This window comes from Pseudoxanthomonas sp. UTMC 1351 (genome assembly GCF_040948865.1).
In the GTDB taxonomy this organism is placed as follows: Bacteria; Pseudomonadota; Gammaproteobacteria; order Xanthomonadales; family Xanthomonadaceae; genus Pseudoxanthomonas_A.
The window spans coordinates 104,373-126,324 of record NZ_JAVGJT010000019.1 but is presented as its reverse complement, the minus strand read 5'-3'; the positions used below and the strand labels follow the sequence as shown (position 1 = coordinate 126,324).

The following is a 21,952-nucleotide window of genomic DNA, read 5'->3' as shown; positions in this document are numbered from 1 at the left end:
GAGCGGCTGCTTTGAGTCGAAAGCTACCCTTCCCTACCCCGATAACTGCCCTTATTTCACTGATCGCAACAGAAGCAACCGCACGTGGTGCGTGCCTGCGTCGTCGATCAGCGCGATATGGTCGCTGTCCTGCTTTTGCCCGTCGATGGTGAGTTCGGACACCCTCGGGACACCCGTGTCTTCCAGAGCGTCCACTTGGCATATTTCGATGTGGTAGATGCTTTCGCCATGCCGATAACGGATATGGCAGGTTTCCCATTCGGCCGGCAAGCACGGTTGCAGGTGCAGGTTATCGCCCTCTCTGCGCAAGCCGATTAGCGATTCCAGCAGTAGCCGATACATCCAGCCCGCCGAACCCGTGTACCAGGTCCAGCCGCCGCGGCCGGTATGCGGCGCTACTGCGTAGACGTCGGCAGCCAGAACGTAAGGCTCCACCTTATAGCGATCCATGGCCTGCGCATCCAGGCTGTGCTGGATCGGATTGATCATGCGGGCCAGCTCCCAGGCCCGTTCGCCATCGCCGAGCTTGGCGAACGCCATCGCCGCCCATATCGCCGCATGCGTGTACTGGCCGCCGTTTTCGCGCACGCCGGGGACATAGCCGCGAATGTAGCCAGGGTCCTTGGAAATGCGGTCGAATGGCGGGTCCAACAGTTGGATCAGCCCGGCATCGCGCTTGATGAGATGATGGTCCAGCGACGCCATGGCCTGCCGCGAGCGCGCCGGATCGCCGGCACCGGACAGCACCGACCAGCTTTGCGAAATCGAATCGATCCGGCACTCGTCGTTTTGGGCCGAGCCCAGCGCGGTGCCATCGTCGAACCAGGCGCGCTTGTACCAGTCGCCATCCCAGGCATGCTTATCGAGGTTGCCACGCAAGGTCTGCGCTGCAGCGTCGCATGCGTCCGCGAACGTGGCATCGCCCCGCTCGCGCGCCACCGGAGCGAACTGCTCCAGTACGTGGAACAGAAAAAAGCCCAGCCATACGCTTTCGCCCTCGCCGCCCTCGCCCACCCGGTTCATGCCATCGTTCCAGTCGCCCGTGCCGATCAATGGCAGCCCCCGCTTTCCGAGCAGCGACAGGCCTCGGCGCAGCGCTTGCACGCAGTGGTCGTAGAACGGCGCGTGCAAGTGCGAAGCGACCGGCAGGTCGTAATAGGATTCCTCCTCCGCGCTGACACTGCGACCATCGATATAACGGACGTCCTCGTCCAGCAGGCTGCGGTCGCCGGTGACCTGCAGGTAGCGGCAGGCGGCCAGCGGCAGCCAGAGGTAATCGTCGGAGCAGCGCGTGCGTACACCGTGGTCCTGCGGCGGGTGCCACCAGTGCAGCACATCGCCTTGCAGGAACTGGTGAGCGGCGCTGCGCAGCAAGTGCTCGCGGGTCAAAGCCGGTGTCGCGTGCACCAACGCCATCATGTCCTGCAATTGATCGCGGAAGCCGTACGCGCCGCCGGATTGGTAGTAACCACTACGTGCCAGATAGCGGCACGCCAAGGTCTGATACGGCAGCCAACCATTGACCAGCAGATCCACGGCCGGGTCAGGTGTGGTGACCTGTAGTCCGTCGAGCATCTGTCGCCAATGATTACGCACTTGAGCCAACGCATCGTGTGCGACATCGTCGCCGCGCAGGCGGCGCGCCAGTTGCAACGCTTCCTCGCGGTCTTTCCCGGCCCCCAGGCGAAACACGGTTTGACTGCTGGCACCAGCAGGCAGCGTCAGCGGAACCTGTATCGCAGCGCAGGGATCGAGGCCTGCCCCCAGACGTCCGGACAACCGCTCGCGACGCAATGCTTGGGGGGTGGCGAGGTCGCCGTTGCGGCCCAGGAACTCCTCGCGATCGCCGCTGCAGCTGCGGGCGCCGTCAGCAGGAATGCAGGCGTCCACGTCGAAGAATGCGGTGCATCCGGAAAATTCGGCACTGTAGGGATTACGCGCCAGCAGCGCGCCGCCAGGGCCATCCTGCTCGGTGACGATGTGCATCTGCGACTTCGCGCGCAGGTCGCCCAGTATCCATTCGACGTAACCGGTCGCCGAAACCCGGCGAGTGCGCCCGGAGAGATTGCGCAGCTTCAGCACGGAAAACTTCACCGCGTCCTGCAAGGCGACGTAGACCCATAGTTCGCTGGCGATGCCGTCCTGCTCATGTTCGTAAACGCTATAGCCGAAGCCGTGGCGGGTGCGATAACTCCCTTCGCCACGGCAGGGCAAGGGCTGTGGCGACCATACCCGGCCGCTATCCTCGTCGCGCAGGTAGAACGCCTCGCCACAGGCATCGGCGACCGGGTCGTTATGCCATGGCGAAAGCCGAAACTCATGCGCGTTCTCGAACCAGGTATAACCGGCAGCGCTTTCGCTCATCACCGTGCCCAGCTGAGCATTGGACATGACGTTGGCCCAAGGCGCCGGCGTCGGCGCACCTTCGCGCACCGTGATCACGTACTCGCGGCCATCGACAGCGAAAGCACCGGTACCGTTGTCGAAGAGTTCCGCGCTATCGACGGTCTCGAACGGCCATTTGGCCTCGTCCAACACGGCGACTTCCTCGTCGTTGGCAGCATGCGCGGGCCGGTCTTGGTCGTCCTCATCGCGGTCTGGGAGTGGTACCAACTCGGGCATGCCACGGGGTAGCGGCAGATTGCGCCCGATCTGCGCGGCCAGCGTCCCGCGCTGATCGCTGACGATCACCCGCGCCACCGCCTGCAACAAGATGCGGTCCTCCTGCGAAATATTCTGCACCGGGCGCACGAAGATGCCGCCGGGCCGCTCCAGTACATTCGCCTCGGCATCGGCCGAGATCATGCCGAGTATCTGCTCCTGCAATTGCTGCCGGTAGCCACTCTGGCTTTCGTTCCAGATGACCAGGTCGGCATGCAGACCCTTGAGCCGCCAGTAAGCGTGCGCCTGCACCATCTGCCGCACCAACTCGATGTTGTCGGCGTCGCCGATCTGGAGCAGCGCGATCGGCAGGTCGCCAGAAATAGCATGCCCCCACAAGCCCGACTGCCCGCGGCGGTTCTGCATTAGCAACTCGCTGTCCGCGCGAAGCGTGGGATGCGAATACACCATCAGTCCCGCCAAGCGCTCATACAGCTGCGCATCGCTTTGGGAAGCGTTGATCTGCCGCCGCACCACCTGGCTATGGGTCCATGCCAGATCGAACACGCGATCGGCCAGACGTCTGTCCCGGTATTTGTCGACCAATGCAACGCATGCCGCCCTGTCGCCACCGACGCCATAGACCATATCGATGATCGCGGTCTGTTCCGGCGCCAGGACGATGCGGGTACGGATCGCCACCACCGGGTCCAGCACCGAGCCGGCCGAATCCGAGAGCACATCATCGCTAGTCAACGCACGCGGCGCGCGCACGTTATTGCAGCGGCCGATGAAGCGAGCGCGGTCGGTTTCGTAGGAGATGGCGCTTATATCCGCGTCATGCACCGCCACCAGATGGAACATCCACGGCGCGGCCTCGTCGTGCGAGCGCGGTCTGCGCGTGCACAGCAATGCCTGCTTGTCGCGCACGATCTCGGTTTGTACGAACAAGTTGCTGAAGGCCGGGTGCAGCTCATCGGCAACGGCCGGCGCCAGCACCACTTCGGCATAGGTGGTGATCTCGATGACACGCGAGTGCCGCGACCGATTGCTGATACGCAACCGTCGTAGCTCGATGTCGTCCTCGGCCGAGATCGCCACTTCCAGATGAGTCTCGTATCCACGCTTGCTGCCGCGGAACTCGGCCTTGGCATCCGAGAAGATCGCCTCGTAGTTGTCCACCGCCACCGCGGTAGGCTGATAGGCAGCCGACCAGTACTCACCACTGGTCACGTCGCGCAGATAGCAGAAGCTGCCCCAGTTGTCCCGCGTCGCGTCTTCGCGCCAGCGTGTGATCGACATGTCGCCCAAACGACTGTAGCCGCCGCCGGCGCTGCTGAGCAGACCGTGGTAGCGCCCGTTCGACAGCAGCTGCACCGCAGGCCGTGAAACGCCGGGGTCGCGTATCAGGCGCAACGGCGCTTCGCCCTCGCGCTCGCTATGGCTGTGGCGCGCACCGCCGTCGCCGGCTTCATGGGGATGGAAGACGCCCGCGCGCGGGATGCGTTCCTGCAGCAATAGCAGCGTCGCCTGGAACTCGGCATCGGCACCGAAGCGCTTTTGCATCGGCTGCTCGCGCAGCAAGTGGTCAAGAGCAAGCAGCCCCATGCCTTGATGGTGGGCCATGAACGAACGCACCACCGCGTATTCCTGCCCCGGCGGCACCCTGCCCGCCGTGTAGTCGATCGCCTCATGCAGTCCGAAGCGGCCGCCGAAGCCTTCCTCGGTCAAGCGTTGGAGGTTCTGACAGGCTGCCTCCGGCGCGACCATCAGCGCCATCATGCTCGCGTAGGGCGCGATTACCAGGTCATGGTCGAGGCCGCGCTTGAGCCCCAGGCCAGGCACGCCGAATGCCCGGTACTGGTAGTTCATCCGTGCATCGACGGCGTTGTAGCCGGATTCGGAAACCCCCCACGGCACGCCATGCCGGTCGCCGTGCGCGATCTGTGCCTGGACGGCGTGCTGCGAGGTTTGCTCCAGCAGCGTGTCGGCGTAGCTGGGCATGACCAACTGCGGCATCAGGTACTCGAACATCGAGCCGCTCCACGACAGCAGCGTGGATTGGCCATCGACTTCGGTGAGCAGGCGCCCAAGGGCGAACCAACTCTCCTGCGGCAACTGCCCTTGGGCGATGGCGACGAAGCTGCAAAGCCGCGCCTCGGAGGCCAGAAGATCGTAGTAACCCTGATCCAGGCGCCGCTCGTCGACGTTGTAGCCGATAGCCAGCAGGCGTCGCACCGGGTCGTACAGGAAGCCGTATTCCATCAGCGAAAGCTGTCCGGCGACATGCGCCAGATGTTCCAGCTGATGGATGCGTGCACGCGCCCGCGCGGCCACTTCCGGCTGCCCGGCAAGCGCGGCCAGCTCCCGCAATGTCGGCAGCGGTATATCGCCATCTTGTTTGTGCGCCGCCGGATCGTCGATAACCGCCCAAGGCGCCAGGCTGCGGATCTCGTCCAAGCCGGACTGGCAGGCCTGCAGCAACGACTGCGGCCAATGCGGCAACAGCAGATCGGCCGGCAGCTCGGGTGACGCCGGCTCCTGTGGCAGCCACAGCGCAGCGATTGCCGCCGCTTGCGACGCCAATTCGCTCAGCGCCCGCCACGCCTGCGGCAGGCTTTCCGGTGGTTGAGCGCACGCCGCCTTTATCGCCAGCCCGAACGCATCCAGTGCATCGTCCAATGCCACGGTCAAGCCGCTCGCCCGCAGTCGCTCCTGGCGCAGCACGCCGAACGTGTCGGCCAGGCCGTCGTAGGTCGCCGTCGCCAGCACCGGTCCATCGCACAACGCCAGCAATCCTTGCCGCAGCGTCAGCAGGTGTCCTGCCAGGTTGCCGCTATCCACCGTGGACAGGTACTTCGGCGGCAGCGGCTCCAAGCTGGCCGTGTCGTACCAGTTGTAGAAATGACCGCGATGGCGCGGCAGCGTCTCCATCGTCGCCAGCGTCAGCCGGGTGCGCTCGATCACCCCGCCGCTTTGCAGGTAGCCTAGATCGTAGGCCGCCAGATTGCCCAACAACGCCAGCCCGATATTGGTCGGCGAGGTGCGGCGTGCGACGACCAGTTGCGGATGCTCCTGCACGTTGTCCGGCGGCAGCCAATGATCTTCGGCGCGCATGTGTACTTCGAAGAAAGCCCAGGTGCGCCGGGCCAGCCGGCCAAGAAACGCCCGCTGCGGTACCGATAGCTGTGAATGCCGCGGCGTTCCCGCACCGCTCATCCACGTCATCAGCCACGGCGATAGCGACCACAGCGCCAGCAGTGGACCGGCCACCCACAGCGCGTGCGGGTGTCGCCATGCCAACCCGATCACCACCGCGACCGCGAACAACGAAGCCGGGGCCATGTTGCGCAGTTCTGCCGCGCCGCCGCCAGCAAGCGAGCGCTCGACTTCGCTGGACGCATCCCACTGCAGCAAGCGGCGGCGGCTCAACACCATGCGCCACAACGTCCGCAGGATTGCCACCGTGCTGTATCCCGCTTCGTAAGGCAGGCAAGCCAGCGTCACCAAGGCGCGCAGCAGCTGCGACGACAGCGCCTCGCCGGCCAAGCCGAGATGGGTACTCCAGGCCAGGTCCGGGGGCTTGCTCACCGCGTTGTGCAGCGCCGACACCAGCGCCGGCAGGAAGAACAGACTGAGCAAGCATAAGGTCCACACCAGCGCGGACGGTAGCGACCACCAGCCCAGCAACAGCAGCGCGGTGGCGGCAAGCGGCACCAGACTGCGGCGCAGATTGTCCAGCAGCTTGGCGCGCGACAGCGTCGACAAGGGATTGGGCTGGTAACCGCGATGGGCACGCGGCACCCAAGGCAGCAACCAGGGCAGCAGTTGCCAGTCGCCACGTATCCAGCGGCCGCGGCGCTTCACGTCAGCCGCGTAGCGCGATGGATAATCCTCGAACAAGCGCACGTCGCTGACCAGTCCTGCCCGCGCATAGCAGCCTTCCAGCAAGTCGTGGCTGAGGATGCGGTTGTCAGGCAGCCTGCCAGCCAGCACTTGTTCGAACGTATCTACCTCGTAGATGCCCTTGCCGACGAACGAGCCTTCCCCGAACAGATCCTGGTACACGTCCGACACCGTCCGCGTGTAGGGATCGATACCTGGTTCGCTCCCGAACAGCCGCGCATAGCGGCTGATCCGATGCGCACTCATGCTGCCGACGCTGGGCTGCAGAATGCCGTAACCCCGGGTGACCCGGCCTTTCTCGGGGTCGATGCGCGCCCGGTTCAGCGGATGCGCCAAGGTGGCGACGAATTCGCGTGCCGCATCGCGCGGCAACCGCGTATCCGTGTCCAGGGTGATCACATAGCGCACATGCGCCAGCGCTGCGACCGCACCGATCACCCGGCTGAAGTCGGCGGACGGCTTGCCGCCGTGCAGGACCCGGTTCAACGCTGCCAATTTGCCGCGTTTACGCTCGTGCCCCATCCAGGTACGTTCGCCAGCGTTCCATATGCGCGGGCGGTGGAACAAGAAGAAGCGGTCGCCGCTTTCTGGCGCATATCGATTATTCAAGGAAGCGATTTGCGCCGCCGCATGATCCAGCAGGGCGGCATCGGCAGGCAGTGTGGACTGAGCGGCATCCAGAAAATCGGTCAGCAATGCGAAGTGGAGGTTCGCCTCCCGATTGGCCAGGAAGCGGACTTCCAGGCCTTCGATCAATTCGTCCACCGCAGCGGCATCAGTGAGCATGCTCGGAACCGCGACCAGCGTACGCGAGTCCGCCGGCACGCCTTTGGAAAAATCCATCCGCGGCAGGGTGCGCGGGGGAACCCACAACGTTGATATCCAGTTGACCAGCGCAATACCCAATTCGCTGAAGACGACTAATCCCGCCAACGCGATGACAGCCAAAAGCCAAGGCGGCGTATTGGCCTGTTGTATTTCCAGTTGCCGGATCAGAGTCCACGCGCCGATCAATGCGACAGCGGCGATCGGCGTCATATAGGTAACAAGCGACCGCGTGCGTGGCGGAACCCACGGCACACGGTTTGCGTTCGGCAGGCCGCCGACCGCATTCGCCATTTCGCGCAGGCCATCGTCTATCAGGTAGTAGCCGACGTGACGGCGATCATCGCCAGCGCCGGCCATTGCCAGCCGCACGACGCATTCGGCCACATCGCCTTCGCTGGCACCGCTCCGCCGCGCCAGCATCTCCACGCTATGCCGGTAGCTGTCGCGCGTGTGGAAATCCATCTGCGCGTAGGTGCCATCCGGATCCCGGCGCAGGTGGCTTTCGACGGCGCTCAAATCTTCGACGAAATCGCGCCAATCCATCGTGGAAAGGAAACGCAGGCTGGCGATGCTGTTGCTGATCGATACCTGGTCGGCCGCCTGTTGCTGGCTTTCGAAATGCACGAGTTCCTCGACGCGCTGGCCGCCGTCGGCCAGCCACTGCTCGACCCAGGTGACCGGCATCGCCAGTACGCCACCGCGGCCATGCAGCCCGCGTACCAGTTCCGCGACGAAGGCGCCTGACAAGGGTGGCTGCGAGCGCGCCATGTCCGCGACCACCAGCACCACGCTCTTCGGATCCTCCACGGCGGTCGTGTTGAGCTGCTTGGCCCAGTCGCTGGCCAGGCGATGGTCGATGCCGTCGCGCACCACCCGTGCGGCTACCCGCCGGAGGTTCTCCAGCAGGCCCAGGCGCAGCATGATCGGAATCGCCCACAGTTCTCCGAGCTTCAGTGGGGTCGTGGTCTGGTAGGCAGCCACGAATCGGCCCATGGCATCGGCATCGATCCTGCCATCGCCATGCGCGATGGCTTCCATCGACAGCGCGTAGACGCGCGGAAGGCCGACCGATGGACCGTTCGACAATGCCGGCAGCTGCCGGCTATATCCCGTGGGCAGGTGGCGCCGGGCGGTAAGTATCTGGTCTTCGACCAGATGGAAGTTGTCGAGCAGCCACTCGCCGGCCGGCGTTATCCGGACATCATCGCGCAGCATGGCGACCAGCATCGCCCTCGCATCGCGCAGCACTTCTTCGTTCTGTTTGAGGCGTGCGAGCAGTGCTTCGGGACTGCGCCCGCTACGCACGCGATGGGAGCGGGCCAGCGCTGCACCGTGCAACGCCATTTGTTCGCCGCTGAAAAGCTGGGCACGCAATGGCTCTTCGGTATGCGGAGGCTGCCGCCTGGAGCGGCGGAGAGCCGAACGTGCGACGGCAAGGCTGCGTCGAAAAGGAAGCAACCATCCACGTACCGCACGCCAAACCGATACCATTCAAATCCAGTGAGGCCAGAAAGCCCACATTCGCGCAACCTTAACACTCGGCGGTGGCTCAGGCATGAATGCGGGCCATTGCGCGAACTTCCTTTGAACGCGAAGACTCTGGATGCAGCGACTGCTGCGCCTGCCGTCATCGTTCGACGACGATATCGCGTGCCCAGTAGGCATCGAACTGCCGCGCCTGGCGTGGCGTCAGCTCTTTGGCGAGGGCGGCGCGAATGGTTTCCATCGCATCGGCTTCTCCGCTCTCCAGTTCTCGCGCCAGTTCAACCCGGGCGCGCTGGTCGATGCGCAAGTTGCCGAATGGATCGAAGTAGGAGTCGACACGCTGGCGGTCGAGCACGCCGTCCCAGCCCGCCGGCTGCGACGCGCCGGCACGGTTTGCGATCTCTCGGTAGGCGACGATCGCGCTTTCGCGACTCATCGTTCCGCGCAATCGTGCGTAGCGCGTGCGCAGCAGAGCGACTTCGGCATCGTCTGATTCGCGCGTCAGCGTGTCGAGCACGCGTCCGGTCCAATCCCAGTCGACGTTGCCGGTGGCCGCCTGTACGCCGAGCAGATTGAAACGCGCGATCGCCAAGTAGTAGTCACGCTGGTGGTGAGCGGCAATCTGCTTCGCCGATGGCAGGCCGATCTGCGAGGGCTGGATCACTTCGATACCGGGCGTACCGGCCAGGATCGCTTCGATGTCGTACTTGTGGAACTCGCCCACCACCACTAATACCGTGCCGCCGGCATGTGCCCTGGCCGCCGCCGCGATCCGCTGCGCCTGCAGGAACGTGCGGTATAGATATAGTCGGCGCGGCAGGTCGCGCGCGGCCTGTTCCGGGACATTCCGTATCCAGTCGTCGACCTTCGCCAGATTTTTGCGGTCATCGGCATGGAATAGCCCACGCTGCAGTGCCGCTGGTTCCGGAAACGCCAGAAACGCCCGCGGTGTCCGAACCTCGGGCAAGGTCGAGATCGACATACTGAATCCGAGCACTTCGTCCTCCGCCGGCGGCATCCAGTCGAACGGGCATAGCGAGATCCCGCAGGCACGCGCCAGCGGCACGACAACATCCTGGATTTCGTAGGTGAATTCGTAATGATCGTTGCGTGCGAACTGCTCGGGCGCGCGTTCGACACATATCGCCTGCGGTGCCAGCCGGGTCACGAATGCGGCGAGCGCAGCGGGCTGGTCGGACTCGGACACGAGCTGCGCGGCATGGTTCACGCCAAGCACCACGACACGGGTAGTCGCAGGCGCTTCTTTGGCCGCGGCAGGCAAGGCGGCCAGCGACAGCAGGCAGGCCATCGTCAGGTGCAAGACGAATCGGACAAGCATCGTGGTTCCGGCTGGATCGAGAGCAGCTACCCTAGGGTGCTGGCGCACCCGGTGGATGTGCCGATGGTCACCAAGGGCAACGCCTGAACCGGCGAAGCGCGTTCGGCTTGAATGAACTTTTAGGCCCCCTTTTTACCCGTGAAAACCCTACTTCTTGAGGTGTTTTTCCCACTGTACTGGCTCCCATGGGTGAAGCTCATGGACAAAAATACGCGCCTTGACTGCCGGATCATTGGCTATGATCTCTCTAGCCTCGCTCTCGTCAGCAACTTCGAGCACAACGGCACCGCCAGCATTGTCTGTGAGCGGGCCCGCCATCTTCATGATGCCCTTGGCATACAGAGACAGCATGTATTTACCGTGATCACGGAGCGGCAGCTCAGTAACGAGCTTTCCTTGCGGCCAAGCTGGGCCTGGCCGATAGATGAGAAGGTATGTGGTCTTCGCGGCATCGGCTGGTTCCGATGCGACGGCGCCAGCTTGGGCGAGGATACCGATTGCAGCTACAAAGGTGAGCAACACTGATTTTATTTGCATAATCTCTACGCCAGAGAAGGTGTGGATGTGGGTCCTAACGTTTGAACTAAGCCGAGCCGCGAAGTGGTTTCGGCTTGAGTAAATTGTTAGGCGTCGTCCGCCAGCTATTGACCAAGCCGGACTAGAACTTGGGTGTTTGACAGCCGCCGATATTCAGAGCGACGCCTAACTACCTAATAGCCGGACCCCGAAGTCCGGTACGAACACGCGATAATCACTTGCTTCCTTCTTCCCACCACGCTGTGCGCGCTACCGCAGTTGGCGTCGCACGAACGCGTCCACGGCGTCGGTATAGGCCGAGGGCAGGCCGAGTTCCCGGTTGAGCTGGGTATGCGAAAGATCCTCCGGCAACACGTCCATCGCCACGCCCAACGACCGCGCCTTTTCCGCCATGGTGCGGCCCTGCGGGCAAGCGTCGGGGCGCCGCGTGGAGCAGACCAGCAGCATCGGAACTGCGTCGCGGGTGAGTTGATGGTGGGGCGAGGCAGCCACCCAGTCCGACGTGTCACTGCCGAATGCGCGGTGATACAGCCGCGGAATACGCGGCCGCTGCATCATGTCCGGAACGTCGAGCGCGCCGCTGTCCAGCGAGACGACACCGCGGGGTTTCATTGCACCTGCTTCGCGCCACAGACTGGCCGAAGCGCCGACCAGCGCAGCAAGGTGAGCGCCAGCGGAATGGCCCATCAGCAGCACGCGGGACGCATCGCCGCCCCACTGCGCTGCGCGTTTCTGCACGGCGGCAAGTGCACGTGCGACATCGCGCGCCTGTTCCAACGGCATGGTGTCCGGGAGCATGCGGTAATTGGTGGACACCAGGATGTAACCTTTGGGCAGCCAGTACGCGGCCTTGTTCTCCACTATGCCTGGATTGTCCTTGTTGCCGTTGGCCCAACCGCCGCCATGCACGAACAGGAGGATCGGCGCTTCATGCGGTTGTGCCTGCAGGTAGACGTCGAAGCGCTGGCGCGGATCGTCGCCGTAGGCGATGTCGCGCAGTGCGCGGGCACCGGCGGGCAGCGTGGGTACATGTGCGGCGGGCTGACGCGATGCATCGCGCGCCTGCTCCAGGCGTTCGCGGAAGGTCTGAGCCGCCAGCGGTGGCGGCACGATCAGCAGTACGCAGAGCAATTGGGCTGCGCGGAGCAAGATATTCATTGCATCACCTTGAGGAAAAGGGGAATCAACCTGCACGCAACCACAGTTGTGCGCGCAGTCCGTGTGGTGTGTTCGGCAACAGGCGCAGTTCGCCACCATGCTGGCGTGCCACGCGATCAACGATGGGCAGGCCCAGGCCGCTGCCGCCCTGCGCCTGATCGTGGACGAACGGTTGGCGTACACGTTCGGCGGCTTCCGGCGACAGACCCGGGCCATGATCAGCGACCTCCACCACCCACGCTGCCCCTTCCGACCACAGCTGCAATGACAATGGCAACGCGCCATGCCGCTCGGCGTTGACCAGCAGGTTCTCCACAGCGCGAAGCAACGCCATCGGCTTGCCCGGCAACAACGCGTGGTCTGGCAGATCGACCTGCCAAGCGTTCGACGCGGCAGCGACGGCGTGGCGGCAGATCGCGGCCAGGTCGACGGTCTCGCTGCCTTCGTCGCGGCCGTCGCGGGCGAAGGCGATGAACTGGCTGAGGATCGCGTCCATCTCGGTGATGTCGCGGTGCATGCTGCGGGTAAGCTCGGGATCGGTGTCCGGCACCATCTCCAATGCGAACTGCAGGCGCGTCAGCGGCGTGCGCAGATCGTGCGAGATGCCGGCCAGCAACAGTGCGCGCTCTTCCGCCGCGGCGCGCACATCACGGCTGGCATCGCCCAGCGCCTGCGCCAGATCGGCCACCTCGCGCGGGCCGCGTGCATGCACGGGCGGAGGTGCGTCGCCGCGTACGATAGCCGGTGCCGCCGCGGCAAGCTGGCGCAGCGGCTGCACCAAACGACGGGCGAAGTACGCGGCCGCCAGCCACACCAACGCCACGCACCCCACCAGCATGAACACCGAGAAGTGGCGCATGCCGGTGCGGGGGCGGTCGTAGGCGAAGGCCACCCACATCGGTTCACGCGTGGCCGGCCTCAACCAGATCACGCGCGAACTACCGCGTGCATCGATGCGAAGTGCGCGCCCGGCGCCCAGCGCGTGAGCGGCCTGCTCGCGCAGTTCGCGCAGCAGGGGTGCAAAGCGCACGCGCGCGCCGGCAGGCGGGCTCGCGCGCACGTCCAAACCGGCATCGCGCAACTGCTGAACCGTGCGGTCATGCGGCTGGTGGCGATCGAGTGCCTCCACCACTTCGGCGAAGCCCTGCATCGCCCGCAGCAACTGGTCGGCGGCGGGACGTGTGGCGAGTTCGCGCCCCAGCAGCAGCGCCAGCACGCCGGCACCGACGAGCACCAGCGCGATCACCAGCGCCAGCTGGCCGAACACGCTGCGCGGCAGCGGCGCCCTCATGGCGCGGCCTCCGCGTCGGCCGCAGGCGGCACGAACACGTAGCCCACGCCCCAGACGGTCTGGATCAGCCGCGGCTGGCGCGGGTCGTCTTCCAGCAGGCGGCGCAGGCGCGCGATGGTCACGTCCATGCTGCGTTCGAACGCTTCGTGTTCGCGCCCGCGTGCCAGGCTCATCAGGCGATCGCGGCTGAGCGACTGGCGCGGATGGCGCAGCAGCACCGACAGCACGGCGAATTCGCCGCTAGTGAGCCGCAACAGTGCGCCACCGCGGGTGAGTTCTCGCCGGCCCAGGTCGAGGCGAAACGGACCGAAGGCGATCTCGCCGTCGGCGACCTGCGGCGCACCCGGCGCTGGATGCGTGCGCCGCAGCACCGAACGGATACGGGCCAGCAGCTCGCGCGGATTCACCGGCTTGGGGATGTAGTCGTCGGCGCCGATCTCCAGCCCGACGATGCGGTCGATCTCGTCGCCCTTCGCCGTCAGCATGACGATCGGCGTTACGTCGCCCTGCCCGCGCAGGCGGCGGCATATCTCCAGGCCGTTCTCGCCGGGCAGCATCAAGTCCAGCACGATCAGGTCGAAGTGGCCGCGGTCCAACATTTGCCGCATCTGTGCGGCATCACCCGCGCCGCGCACGTCGAAGCCCTGCGACTGCAGGTACCGCACCAGCAGCTCGCGCAGCCGCACGTCGTCGTCCACCAGCAGGATGCGAGCCGAAGTTTCGTCCATGCGGACACACTATCGCCCGCCAACGCGACGGCCGGCAAACCCCGGTGCCGGTCGGTTTGTAAGCGGATGTTTCAGGCGTGGCCGGCAGACACATTTGCTGGCAACCGCGACACACCTGTTGCCGTTGCACGTCCTACCTTGGCCCTGCCGCCCTCCTCCCCTTTGCGGCCATCTCCACCCCAACGAGGATTCCGCCCATGAACAAGACCACGCTCCTGATCGCCACCACCTTCGCCCTGTGCGCTACCAGTCTGTTCGCCGACCACGCCGAAGCCCGCGAGCGCAGCCGCGCCGTGCAGCGCACCGCGCAAGGCGGCAGTGTCGCGGTCCATCGCAGCAACGCGCGGTTCGACAGCCAGCGCCAACGCAACTGGCAAGCTGATGGCCAAGGCAATGCCTCTGGCGCGCGCAGCGGCACCATCGCCGGAGCTCATGGCGCAAGCGCAAGTTACGACCGCAGCGCCCATCGCAATGCCGACGGCAGCGCCGGCCGGCAGCGCAGCGCCTACGTCAACGGCACCCACGGCGGCACCGCCAGCACCAGCAGCGGCATCAGCCGCGACGCAGACGGCAATGTCGCTGGCGCACGCAGCACCACCGCCACCGGTGCAAACGGCAACAGCTACAACGGCAGCACGACGGTATCCGGGGGCACGCTGGTGCACACGCATAGCTGCACGAACGCCGCGGGCGAAGCCATCGCTTGTCAGCGCGGCAACTGACCTTCTCACGCACTTCCCGCAGGCGTGGCGGTATGGCGCCCCTCACGCCGCATGGATGCACTCCCGCACCGCCGCGCCTGCACCTTCTTTCCGCCTAAACCTGGAGATTCCCGATGTCTCGTTCCCTATCTCTCCTCGCCGCCACGTTGTTGGTGTTCTTGTTCTTCGCCACTTCGGCCAGCGCACAGCAGCGTGCGCTGACTGACGAACAGAAAGCCACGCTGCAGGAACGCCTGAAAGCCGCCGATATCGACAACGACGGCCTGATCGACCGAGCCGAAGCCCAGGCGAAACTGCCGCGCCTGGCAAAGCGCTTCGACACACTGGACGCCGATGGCGACGGCAAGCTGTCCCACGATGAGCTGCGCGCCGCCGGTCAAAAGATGGCCGAGCGTCGCAGACGGTAAGGCATCGCCATGGACGGCATGCCATCTTCGCTGGTCTTCCCTTGCTGCTGCTCGCGCTCATCGCGGCAGTGGAACCGCTCGGTTGAGATGTTTGAGGGCTCAGGCTTCGCTCGGCGATGCCGCCCGGCGGGTGCTGCTCGCGTTGCGCAGGCTAGGAAGTTGCCTATCCTGTGCGCCGAGCAGCGCGTGTCCTGGCATCACTCCGATCACCGTGAGAGGAATCGGCGCCATGATTACCGGGAGGAAGACGGTCGCAAGTAAATGTATTTACCTGGCCGGTCATGTTGCAGGTGTGCGTTCGATGCTAACGAGGCTAAGTCTTGTCTTTGAATCTCTGGCAGGCATATGGGTTCTACCCTGCTTTCCGGGTTGTTGCGACGGCTGAACTCACCGCCATCTCGTTTATCACGATGGTGGCGCTAGCTGGTTCTCTTTTCGACCGCTGTGTCGTACTGCTGCGTTGATAGTGAGCTGGGAAAGGTACTGCCATTCAACCACGCCACGTGATGCCAGAGGGGATTAGCCACCATGTCCAAGAAGCGACTCGCTGTTTTCCTTGACGGCACATGGAACACGCCTGAAGACAAGACCAGTGTTCATCGGCTTTACGAAAGCACGGTGGCCGGGATAGCGCCCGATGGAGTGGAGCAGCGCACGTTCTACCGCACGGGTGTGGGAACCAAGTGGTCCGAACGGTTTAGCGGTGGCGCGTTTGGCGTAGGTCTGTCGCGGAACGTGCTGGACGCGTACCGGTGGCTGGTCGACAACTATGCCGAGGGAGACGACATCTACCTTTTCGGTTTCAGTCGCGGGGCATACACCGCCAGAAGCCTGGGTGGCGTGATCGTCAACTGCGGCCTGTTGAGGCAGGGTGCACGCCTGACGACCGATGATATCTACGAACGCTACCGCGCCGGCAAGGAAGTAGATCCCATCTACCGCCTTGAGTTTATCCAGCGGAACGGTGAGCGGCCTCTCACTGATTCGGAAAAACGCCTGCTCAACGACAGTCGCCGAATCGAAATCCATGTGCTTGCCGTGTGGGACACGGTGGGTGCGCTGGGCGTGCCGTGGACCGCCGCCCCGCTGGTGGGCAAGGGCAACTTTTACTTCCATAACACCAACCCCAGCAGGATCTATGACCACTGCTATCACGCATTGGCGATCGATGAGCACCGGGCGCCATACAAGCCCACGTTCTGGACCCGATTCACGCCCCAAGACAAGGATCCGTTGACGGATCCGCACACGCCGCCCCCACAGATCGAGCAACGTTGGTTTGTGGGCGCACATTCCAATGTCGGCGGCGGTTACAAAGGCGACTGCCTGTGCTTGCTGCCGCTGGCGTGGATGCAGGAGAAGGTCACCGGGCATGGCTTGGCCTTTTCCTCGCCGATCCAACCCAGTCCCGGTGATATCGATGGAGCACCGACGGATTCGTTTGCCGATTTCATGAAGGGCATCTACAAGGTCGTACGCCTGGGCAAGCGCTACTACCGCCCGATCGGTGCGCCGAGTCGCCAAGTGAAGAAAGGTTGGTCGACGTCGATCAAGGAAACCATCGACGCCAGTGTGTTTGCGAAGTACCGCAGGGATCCCGCGTATCGCCCACCCAACCTGCAGGACTGGGCCAAGCGACGGGGAATCGACCTGCTGGCCATTACCGGTGATCAGAGAGCCTGAGCTGCCCCGCGACAGGAGCCATCCCGGTCCGCTGACAAGGAACCACTATGGCGAAGCGCGGCAGTAAGCCAACAACCAAGCTCGATCAGGCTGCGCAGACGCGGGGGCAGCGGAAGCTCTGGCGCGACCTCACCATCCTTGCCCAGGACCCGCAGGTCCAGGTCGATGGCAAGCCGTTATGGTCCAGCGTCACCCTGCCTTGCGAGCCGCTGCTGCCGGGTCCCTGTGGCGCGCGCATCAAGGTTGTCGACTACGACGCCAGTCAGGATCGTTGTTATGCGCCGCTCGCCGGTGGCTACGAAGCCAAAGGCGAACCGGTCGACCCATTCGCACTTGTCTCCGGTGCCACACGCTTGCGTGATCCAAGGTTCCATCAGCAAAACGCATACGCGATCGCCATGCGCGTCCTGTGCCGTTTCGAGAACGCATTGGGCCGACGGGTCAACTTCGGGTTCAACGGGCACCAGTTGCACATCGCACCGCATGCCTTCGCGGAAGCCAACGCCTACTATTCGCGCGAAAGCCGGTCGCTGTGTTTCGGATACTTCCCGGATAGCAACAATCAGACCAGATTCACCTGCTTGTCGCACGACATCGTCGCCCACGAGACGGCACATGCCCTGCTGGACGGTTTGCGGCCGCACTACATCGAACCATCATCGCCCGATCAGGGCGGTTTTCATGAAGGTTTTTCCGACATCGTCGCTCTGCTGTCGATTCTCTCTGACGAGAGGATCGTCGAAACCATCCTGACGCGAAAGAAAGTAATGTCGGCCGGCCAGAAGTTGGTAGCCAAGAAGCAGCTGGGTGTGCGGGAACTGCGGCGCTCTACTCTGCTTGGCCTGGCCGAGAGCATGGGCGAAATGCTCCCCAATGGAGCGGCCACGGCGCTGCGCCAATCGGTAACACTGAAACCCACGCCGAAGTGGCTGGCCGATCCGGAGTTCGCCGAACCGCATCGCCGCGGCGAAATATTGGTGGCCGCGGTACTCAATGCGTTCATTGCGGTATGGCGCCACCGCCTCAACGGGTTGGGCGAGATCAAACGTGGCTACCTGGATGCGTCGCGCGTGGTCGAGGATGGCGCCACCGCCGCATCGCATCTGCTGACGATGTGCATCCGCGCACTGGACTATGCCCCGCCCACCGATCTGCAGTTCAGCGATTACCTCAGCGCTTTGCTCACCGCGGACCGCGAAACCGTCCCGGACGATTCCCGTTATGAATATCGCCGAACGATCCGCCAGTGCTTCGCTGCCTGGGGCATTGAACCCACCAGCGATCCAGCAGGCGACGGTTGCTGGCAGGTCTTCAGCGGCCCTATCGACCATGCCAACATCCGCTTCGAGTCTCTGCAACGCAATACCGACGAGGCATTCCGTTTCATTTGGCAGAACGCTGATGTGCTCAAGCTCAGTACCGATGCCTACACCCATGTATCCGGTGTCCGGCCGATCGCACGCGTCGCGCCTGATGGGCTGATCGTTCGCGAGACCGTCGTGGATTTCATGCAGATACTGTCCGTACGCAGTGACGAACTGGCCGATCTCGGCCTGCGCAAGCCCACGCAGATGCCGACGTTTCGCCAAGTCAGACTGTACGGTGGTGCGTTGCTCGTCTTCAATGAATACGGGCAACTCAAGTTCAGCATTGGCAATGGCGTGCTCAACATCGCTCGGCAGCAAAAGCGCCTGGACCATTTGGCCGAAAGCGGCTTCTTCGAATACCGCAACGAATCGGCCTTCAGTCGTGGATTCTTCTCACGCCTGCACCTGAATCGCGCTCGCGGCCTGTAGGAGTGCCGACATGACCGCTCCAAAGAGTATCCGCATCCGCATGTACCAGGTCGGCTTCGGCGATTGCTTTCTGCTGAGCTTCGACTACTCGCCCAAGCCCAGCCGCCACGTGCTTATCGACTGCGGGTCCATGGCCTCTCCCAAGGGTAGTCCGCCCGGCCTGATCAAGCGGGTCGCGGCGAACATCGCCAGCACCGTGGGCAACGATCCTTTCGCGGTGGTGGCTACTCACCGCCACACCGACCACGTCTCTGGCTTCGACCCGGGTACCACTGGCAAGGGCGCTGGCGCAATCATCGCTGCCCTCAAGCCGAGGTTCGTGGTCCAGCCTTGGACCGAAGATCCAGGCCTGCGCACAAACGCTAACGCACCGCCAGCGCGACGCGGCATGGCGTTGCGCCGCCAGACGCTGGACGACCTGAGCGTTGTGGCCTCGCAAGTCGTCGATCGGTACGTTCCCCGGCTGCGCCGGAGCCCGGCCACGCGCGCGATCGGCAGCCAGTTGGACTTTATCGGCAAGGACAACATCAAGAATCTGAGGGCTGTCGAAAACCTGATGACCATGGCCCCGAACGACTACGTTCATGCCGGCAGAACGACCCGCCTGACCCGTTTCCTTCCTGGGGTGCGGGTGCATGTGCTGGGTCCGCCGACGATCAAGCAATACGACAACGTCCGTGGGCAACGGGACCGTGACAAGGACGAGTTCTGGCATCTGCAGGCGCGATCACTGGCCATGGGCTCGAAAAGCGGTACTACCAAGTCGGCGCCCTTGTTCGAAGGGTTTTCTTCGGTTTCGGGTCGCCACGCACCTGCCTCCTCCCGTTGGCTGGTCAACGCGATCAAGACCGAGAGTGCCGAGCAGCTACTGCAGTTGGTGCGCATCCTGGACGACGCGATGAACAACACCAGTCTTATTCTGTTGTTCGAGTGCGGCGAGCAAAGATTGCTGTTCCCTGGCGACGCCCAGATCGAGAACTGGGAGTACGCGCTGAATACGCCCTCGCTACGCAAACACCTGGAAAAGATATCCGTCTATAAGGTCGGGCATCACGGCAGTCTGAACGCCACGCCGAAATCATTGTGGAAGCTCTGGTTTCCAGATGGCAGCACCCCGCAAGCGGCTGGCCGCCGGATGGTCTCCCTGCTGTCGACGTTAGAGGGCAAGCACGGACATCGCGAGAACGACAGCGAGGTGCCCAGGAGAAAGCTCGCCACCGCGCTCAGGAAAAGAACGACGCTAACCAGCACGGAATCGCTTGATGGTGCCGAGTACTTCGACGAAGTCATCGCGATAAATTGAACTGAGCCGCAGCGGGGTCTACTTAGGGAACCTCTGAATAATTGTCGTCGTCCCCGCGAAGGCGGGGATCCAGCGACATAAGCCATTGAAAGCAAGGCACTGGGTTCCCGCCTTCGCGGGAATGACGAGCAAAGCCGAATTATTCAGACCTTCCTTAGCTCAAGCGTCAGTTGTCAAAGATACCGCCTCTCAACTGGAGCAGTTTTATGGATGACGCCAAGCACATCGAACGCCTGTACGACGCACTCAAAGATGAGTTCAAGCTTTATGTGGACAGTTTGCTAAAAATTGTCGGATTTCAGCTGCTGGGTTTGGGATGGCTGCTGACTTCCGAGGGAGCAAAAACAGCGCTCGCTCACCGGGGGCTGCATCAGTCAACCCAACTTGGACTTTGGCTTCTGGCGGCAAATGTCGTGCTGCTCATCCTTGCTCACTACTTCCGATCCCGCCGCTTGAAAAAAGTACTCAACACACTCGTGCCGGATCAAGCCGTTGTAATCGAGAACTATATGATTCAACCGTTCCAGGTCTTTATAAACGCCTTAGCCATCGGCGGACTATTCTGGCTGCTCTTCAGTTCTTTGCCAGCGGTCAAGTAAGGGGCCCGGCCGAAGAGTTTGGTTCGGTAGCTGATGATCGGCGGCAGCCTGATGGCATCGGCGCACGAACCGCAGCGTTCGAAGCTGTTCGTTTGCAGCAAGGTATCGCGCAACGTTGCAGCCGCTCAACGTTCGATGCTGCCGATGTCGGGTGCCCCACCCTTGACCCTCGGGAATCCTGGGCCGCGCTGGTCGTAGGCGCGATTGAGCAGGTTGCTGCCGCGCTGGAGCACCGGGCTGTCGGCCAGCGGCATGTGCGTGGAGGAATACCCACCGTTGTTGGTCAGCGGGGCGAGCCTGGGATCGACCGCCAGCGTGTCGGCAGGCACCGGGACCAGCGGGTACTCGATCAGGTTGTTTTCGCCGATCACGGAGCCCGTATATACGCTGATGTCATAACCGACCGGACCGGCGACGCAACTGTTGCGCGCGACGATGGTGCTTTCCAGATGGAGTACGTCGGCACCCAGTGCACCACGGAGTTCGCATGGCCTGATTGGGTCCTCGTCCCCTGCCCGATTCGTGATCTCGGCATTGAAGGCGATGGTGCTGTTGTACACGTGGAGGGTGCCGACCGAGTATCCGGCACTGTGGGTGTGCGCACGGTTGTTCGAGATCGTGCTGTCGATGATCGTGTTCTTGCCGCCAGCGTCTGTGCCGCCGACGCCGAAGCCGCCTCCGCTGCCGTAGTCGGTTCGCCAGAGGTCCTCGGCCAGGTTGTTGGAGATCGTCGACTTGTTGATCAGCAGATTGGCGCTCACGTACAGCCCGGCGTAGGCCGCGGCGCGATTGCGGTAGATGCGCGAATAGGTGACGCTCGCCCCGCGTTCGGCCATGAAGCCGCCGCCCAAGTAGCCCGTGTTCTGGTAGACCTGGCTGTGATGCAGCATCACGCGCCCTTTCGCGTAGATGCCGCCGCCGGTGCCGTTCTCCAGCGCCTGGTTGTCGAAGACGGCGCTCCAGGTCAGATGCACGTCGCCCTCCGCGCTGATGCCGCCGCCAAAGGTGCGAGGCGAATCGATGAAGCCCTCCTGCAGGGCGCGGCATGAGTGCACCCACGCCTGGTGGAGCCTGACGTTCCCATCCGAGTAGATGCAACCGCCGTACTCCGATCCGGAGACATCCGGGATCACAACGCGCTGGCCATTGGCGACCGACACGTGATCTATCCGCAGCGTTCCCGTGCCAGTGTGCAGGAACACCCGGTCGTTGCGGTTGCCGTCGATGGTGAGCCCGTAGCGCGTTCGCCCCAGGATTGTCAGGCTGGCCTGCGGTACGGCAATGGAGCCGCTGGTGAGCAGGATCTTGCCGCAGCTCAGCGGGCGCAGGTCGATGACGTCGCCGCTCGCGGCCGCCGCGACCACGGCGCGCAGGCTTCCCGCGCCGCTGTCGTTGCAGTTGCCGACGACACGCGTTGCGGCATTTGCCGCGCCGACCGGAATGCAGGTGCCTGCGAGCAGCAACAACGCGCCGACGATCGGCGCGGGCGTGGAATGCGCGATGCGGTACATGACGTTGCTCCCTCGTTGCACGCCGACGTGCAAACTCGGCTGATCGATGCTGTTTACG

Annotated in this window: 12 protein-coding genes and 1 pseudogene; 6 read left to right on the top strand and 7 right to left on the bottom strand. The window is 63.7% G+C overall.

Annotated elements, in window-relative coordinates; genetic code table 11:
- Positions 1–51 precede the first annotated feature (51 nt).
- From AB6O04_RS14305 to ompR, 6 genes are all read right to left on the bottom strand, one after another.
- The gene (locus AB6O04_RS14305) at positions 52–8,679 is read right to left on the bottom strand and encodes a glucoamylase family protein (protein ID WP_368564791.1); all 8,628 of its coding nucleotides are present in this window, start codon (positions 8,677–8,679) and stop codon (positions 52–54) included.
- A 283-nt stretch (positions 8,680–8,962) separates the two neighbouring features.
- Complete coding sequence (locus AB6O04_RS14300) at positions 8,963–10,159, bottom strand: hypothetical protein (RefSeq protein WP_368564724.1); 1,197 nt, start codon at positions 10,157–10,159, stop codon at positions 8,963–8,965.
- A gap of 147 nt (positions 10,160–10,306) precedes the next feature.
- Entirely contained in the window at positions 10,307–10,696 is a 390-nt protein-coding gene (locus AB6O04_RS14295) for a YciI family protein (RefSeq protein ID WP_368564722.1), read from the bottom strand.
- Between the two features lie 249 nt (positions 10,697–10,945).
- Positions 10,946–11,854 (bottom strand): alpha/beta hydrolase, encoded by a 909-nt coding sequence (locus AB6O04_RS14290; RefSeq protein ID WP_368564720.1) that lies wholly within the window; start codon positions 11,852–11,854, stop codon positions 10,946–10,948.
- A 25-nt stretch (positions 11,855–11,879) separates the two neighbouring features.
- Positions 11,880–13,145 (bottom strand): ATP-binding protein, encoded by a 1,266-nt coding sequence (locus AB6O04_RS14285; protein WP_368564719.1) that lies wholly within the window; start codon positions 13,143–13,145, stop codon positions 11,880–11,882.
- The gene (gene ompR / locus AB6O04_RS14280; RefSeq protein ID WP_368564718.1) at positions 13,142–13,873 is read right to left on the bottom strand and encodes a two-component system response regulator OmpR; all 732 of its coding nucleotides are present in this window, start codon (positions 13,871–13,873) and stop codon (positions 13,142–13,144) included. The genes AB6O04_RS14285 and ompR overlap by 4 nt, the downstream gene beginning before the upstream one ends.
- Before the next feature lie 197 nt (positions 13,874–14,070).
- On the opposite strand from ompR, the gene AB6O04_RS14275 reads away from it, so the two are divergent.
- The 6 genes and pseudogenes from AB6O04_RS14275 (at position 14,071) to AB6O04_RS14250 (ending at position 20,383) form a co-directional block, all read left to right on the top strand.
- Positions 14,071–14,595 carry a hypothetical protein gene (locus AB6O04_RS14275; RefSeq protein ID WP_368564716.1) on the top strand — a complete coding sequence of 175 codons (525 nt, stop codon included), beginning with the start codon at positions 14,071–14,073 and terminating at the stop codon, positions 14,593–14,595.
- 113 nt (positions 14,596–14,708) lie between these two features.
- Positions 14,709–14,978, top strand: a pseudogene (locus AB6O04_RS14270) (hypothetical protein); the annotation flags it as partial.
- A 552-nt stretch (positions 14,979–15,530) separates the two neighbouring features.
- The gene (locus AB6O04_RS14265) at positions 15,531–16,685 is read left to right on the top strand and encodes a DUF2235 domain-containing protein (RefSeq protein WP_368564715.1); all 1,155 of its coding nucleotides are present in this window, start codon (positions 15,531–15,533) and stop codon (positions 16,683–16,685) included.
- Between the two features lie 47 nt (positions 16,686–16,732).
- A complete protein-coding gene (locus tag AB6O04_RS14260) occupies positions 16,733–18,481 on the top strand; it encodes a hypothetical protein (protein ID WP_368564714.1) in 1,749 nt (582 codons plus the stop codon).
- Between the two features lie 10 nt (positions 18,482–18,491).
- Positions 18,492–19,784 (top strand): hypothetical protein, encoded by a 1,293-nt coding sequence (locus tag AB6O04_RS14255; protein ID WP_368564711.1) that lies wholly within the window; start codon positions 18,492–18,494, stop codon positions 19,782–19,784.
- Between the two features lie 206 nt (positions 19,785–19,990).
- Complete coding sequence (locus AB6O04_RS14250) at positions 19,991–20,383, top strand: hypothetical protein (protein WP_368564710.1); 393 nt, start codon at positions 19,991–19,993, stop codon at positions 20,381–20,383.
- Between the two features lie 125 nt (positions 20,384–20,508).
- Here AB6O04_RS14250 and AB6O04_RS14245 read toward each other — a convergent pair whose 3' ends face one another.
- The gene (locus AB6O04_RS14245; RefSeq protein WP_368564709.1) at positions 20,509–21,894 is read right to left on the bottom strand and encodes a choice-of-anchor Q domain-containing protein; all 1,386 of its coding nucleotides are present in this window, start codon (positions 21,892–21,894) and stop codon (positions 20,509–20,511) included.
- Between the last annotated feature and the right edge of the window lie 58 nt (positions 21,895–21,952).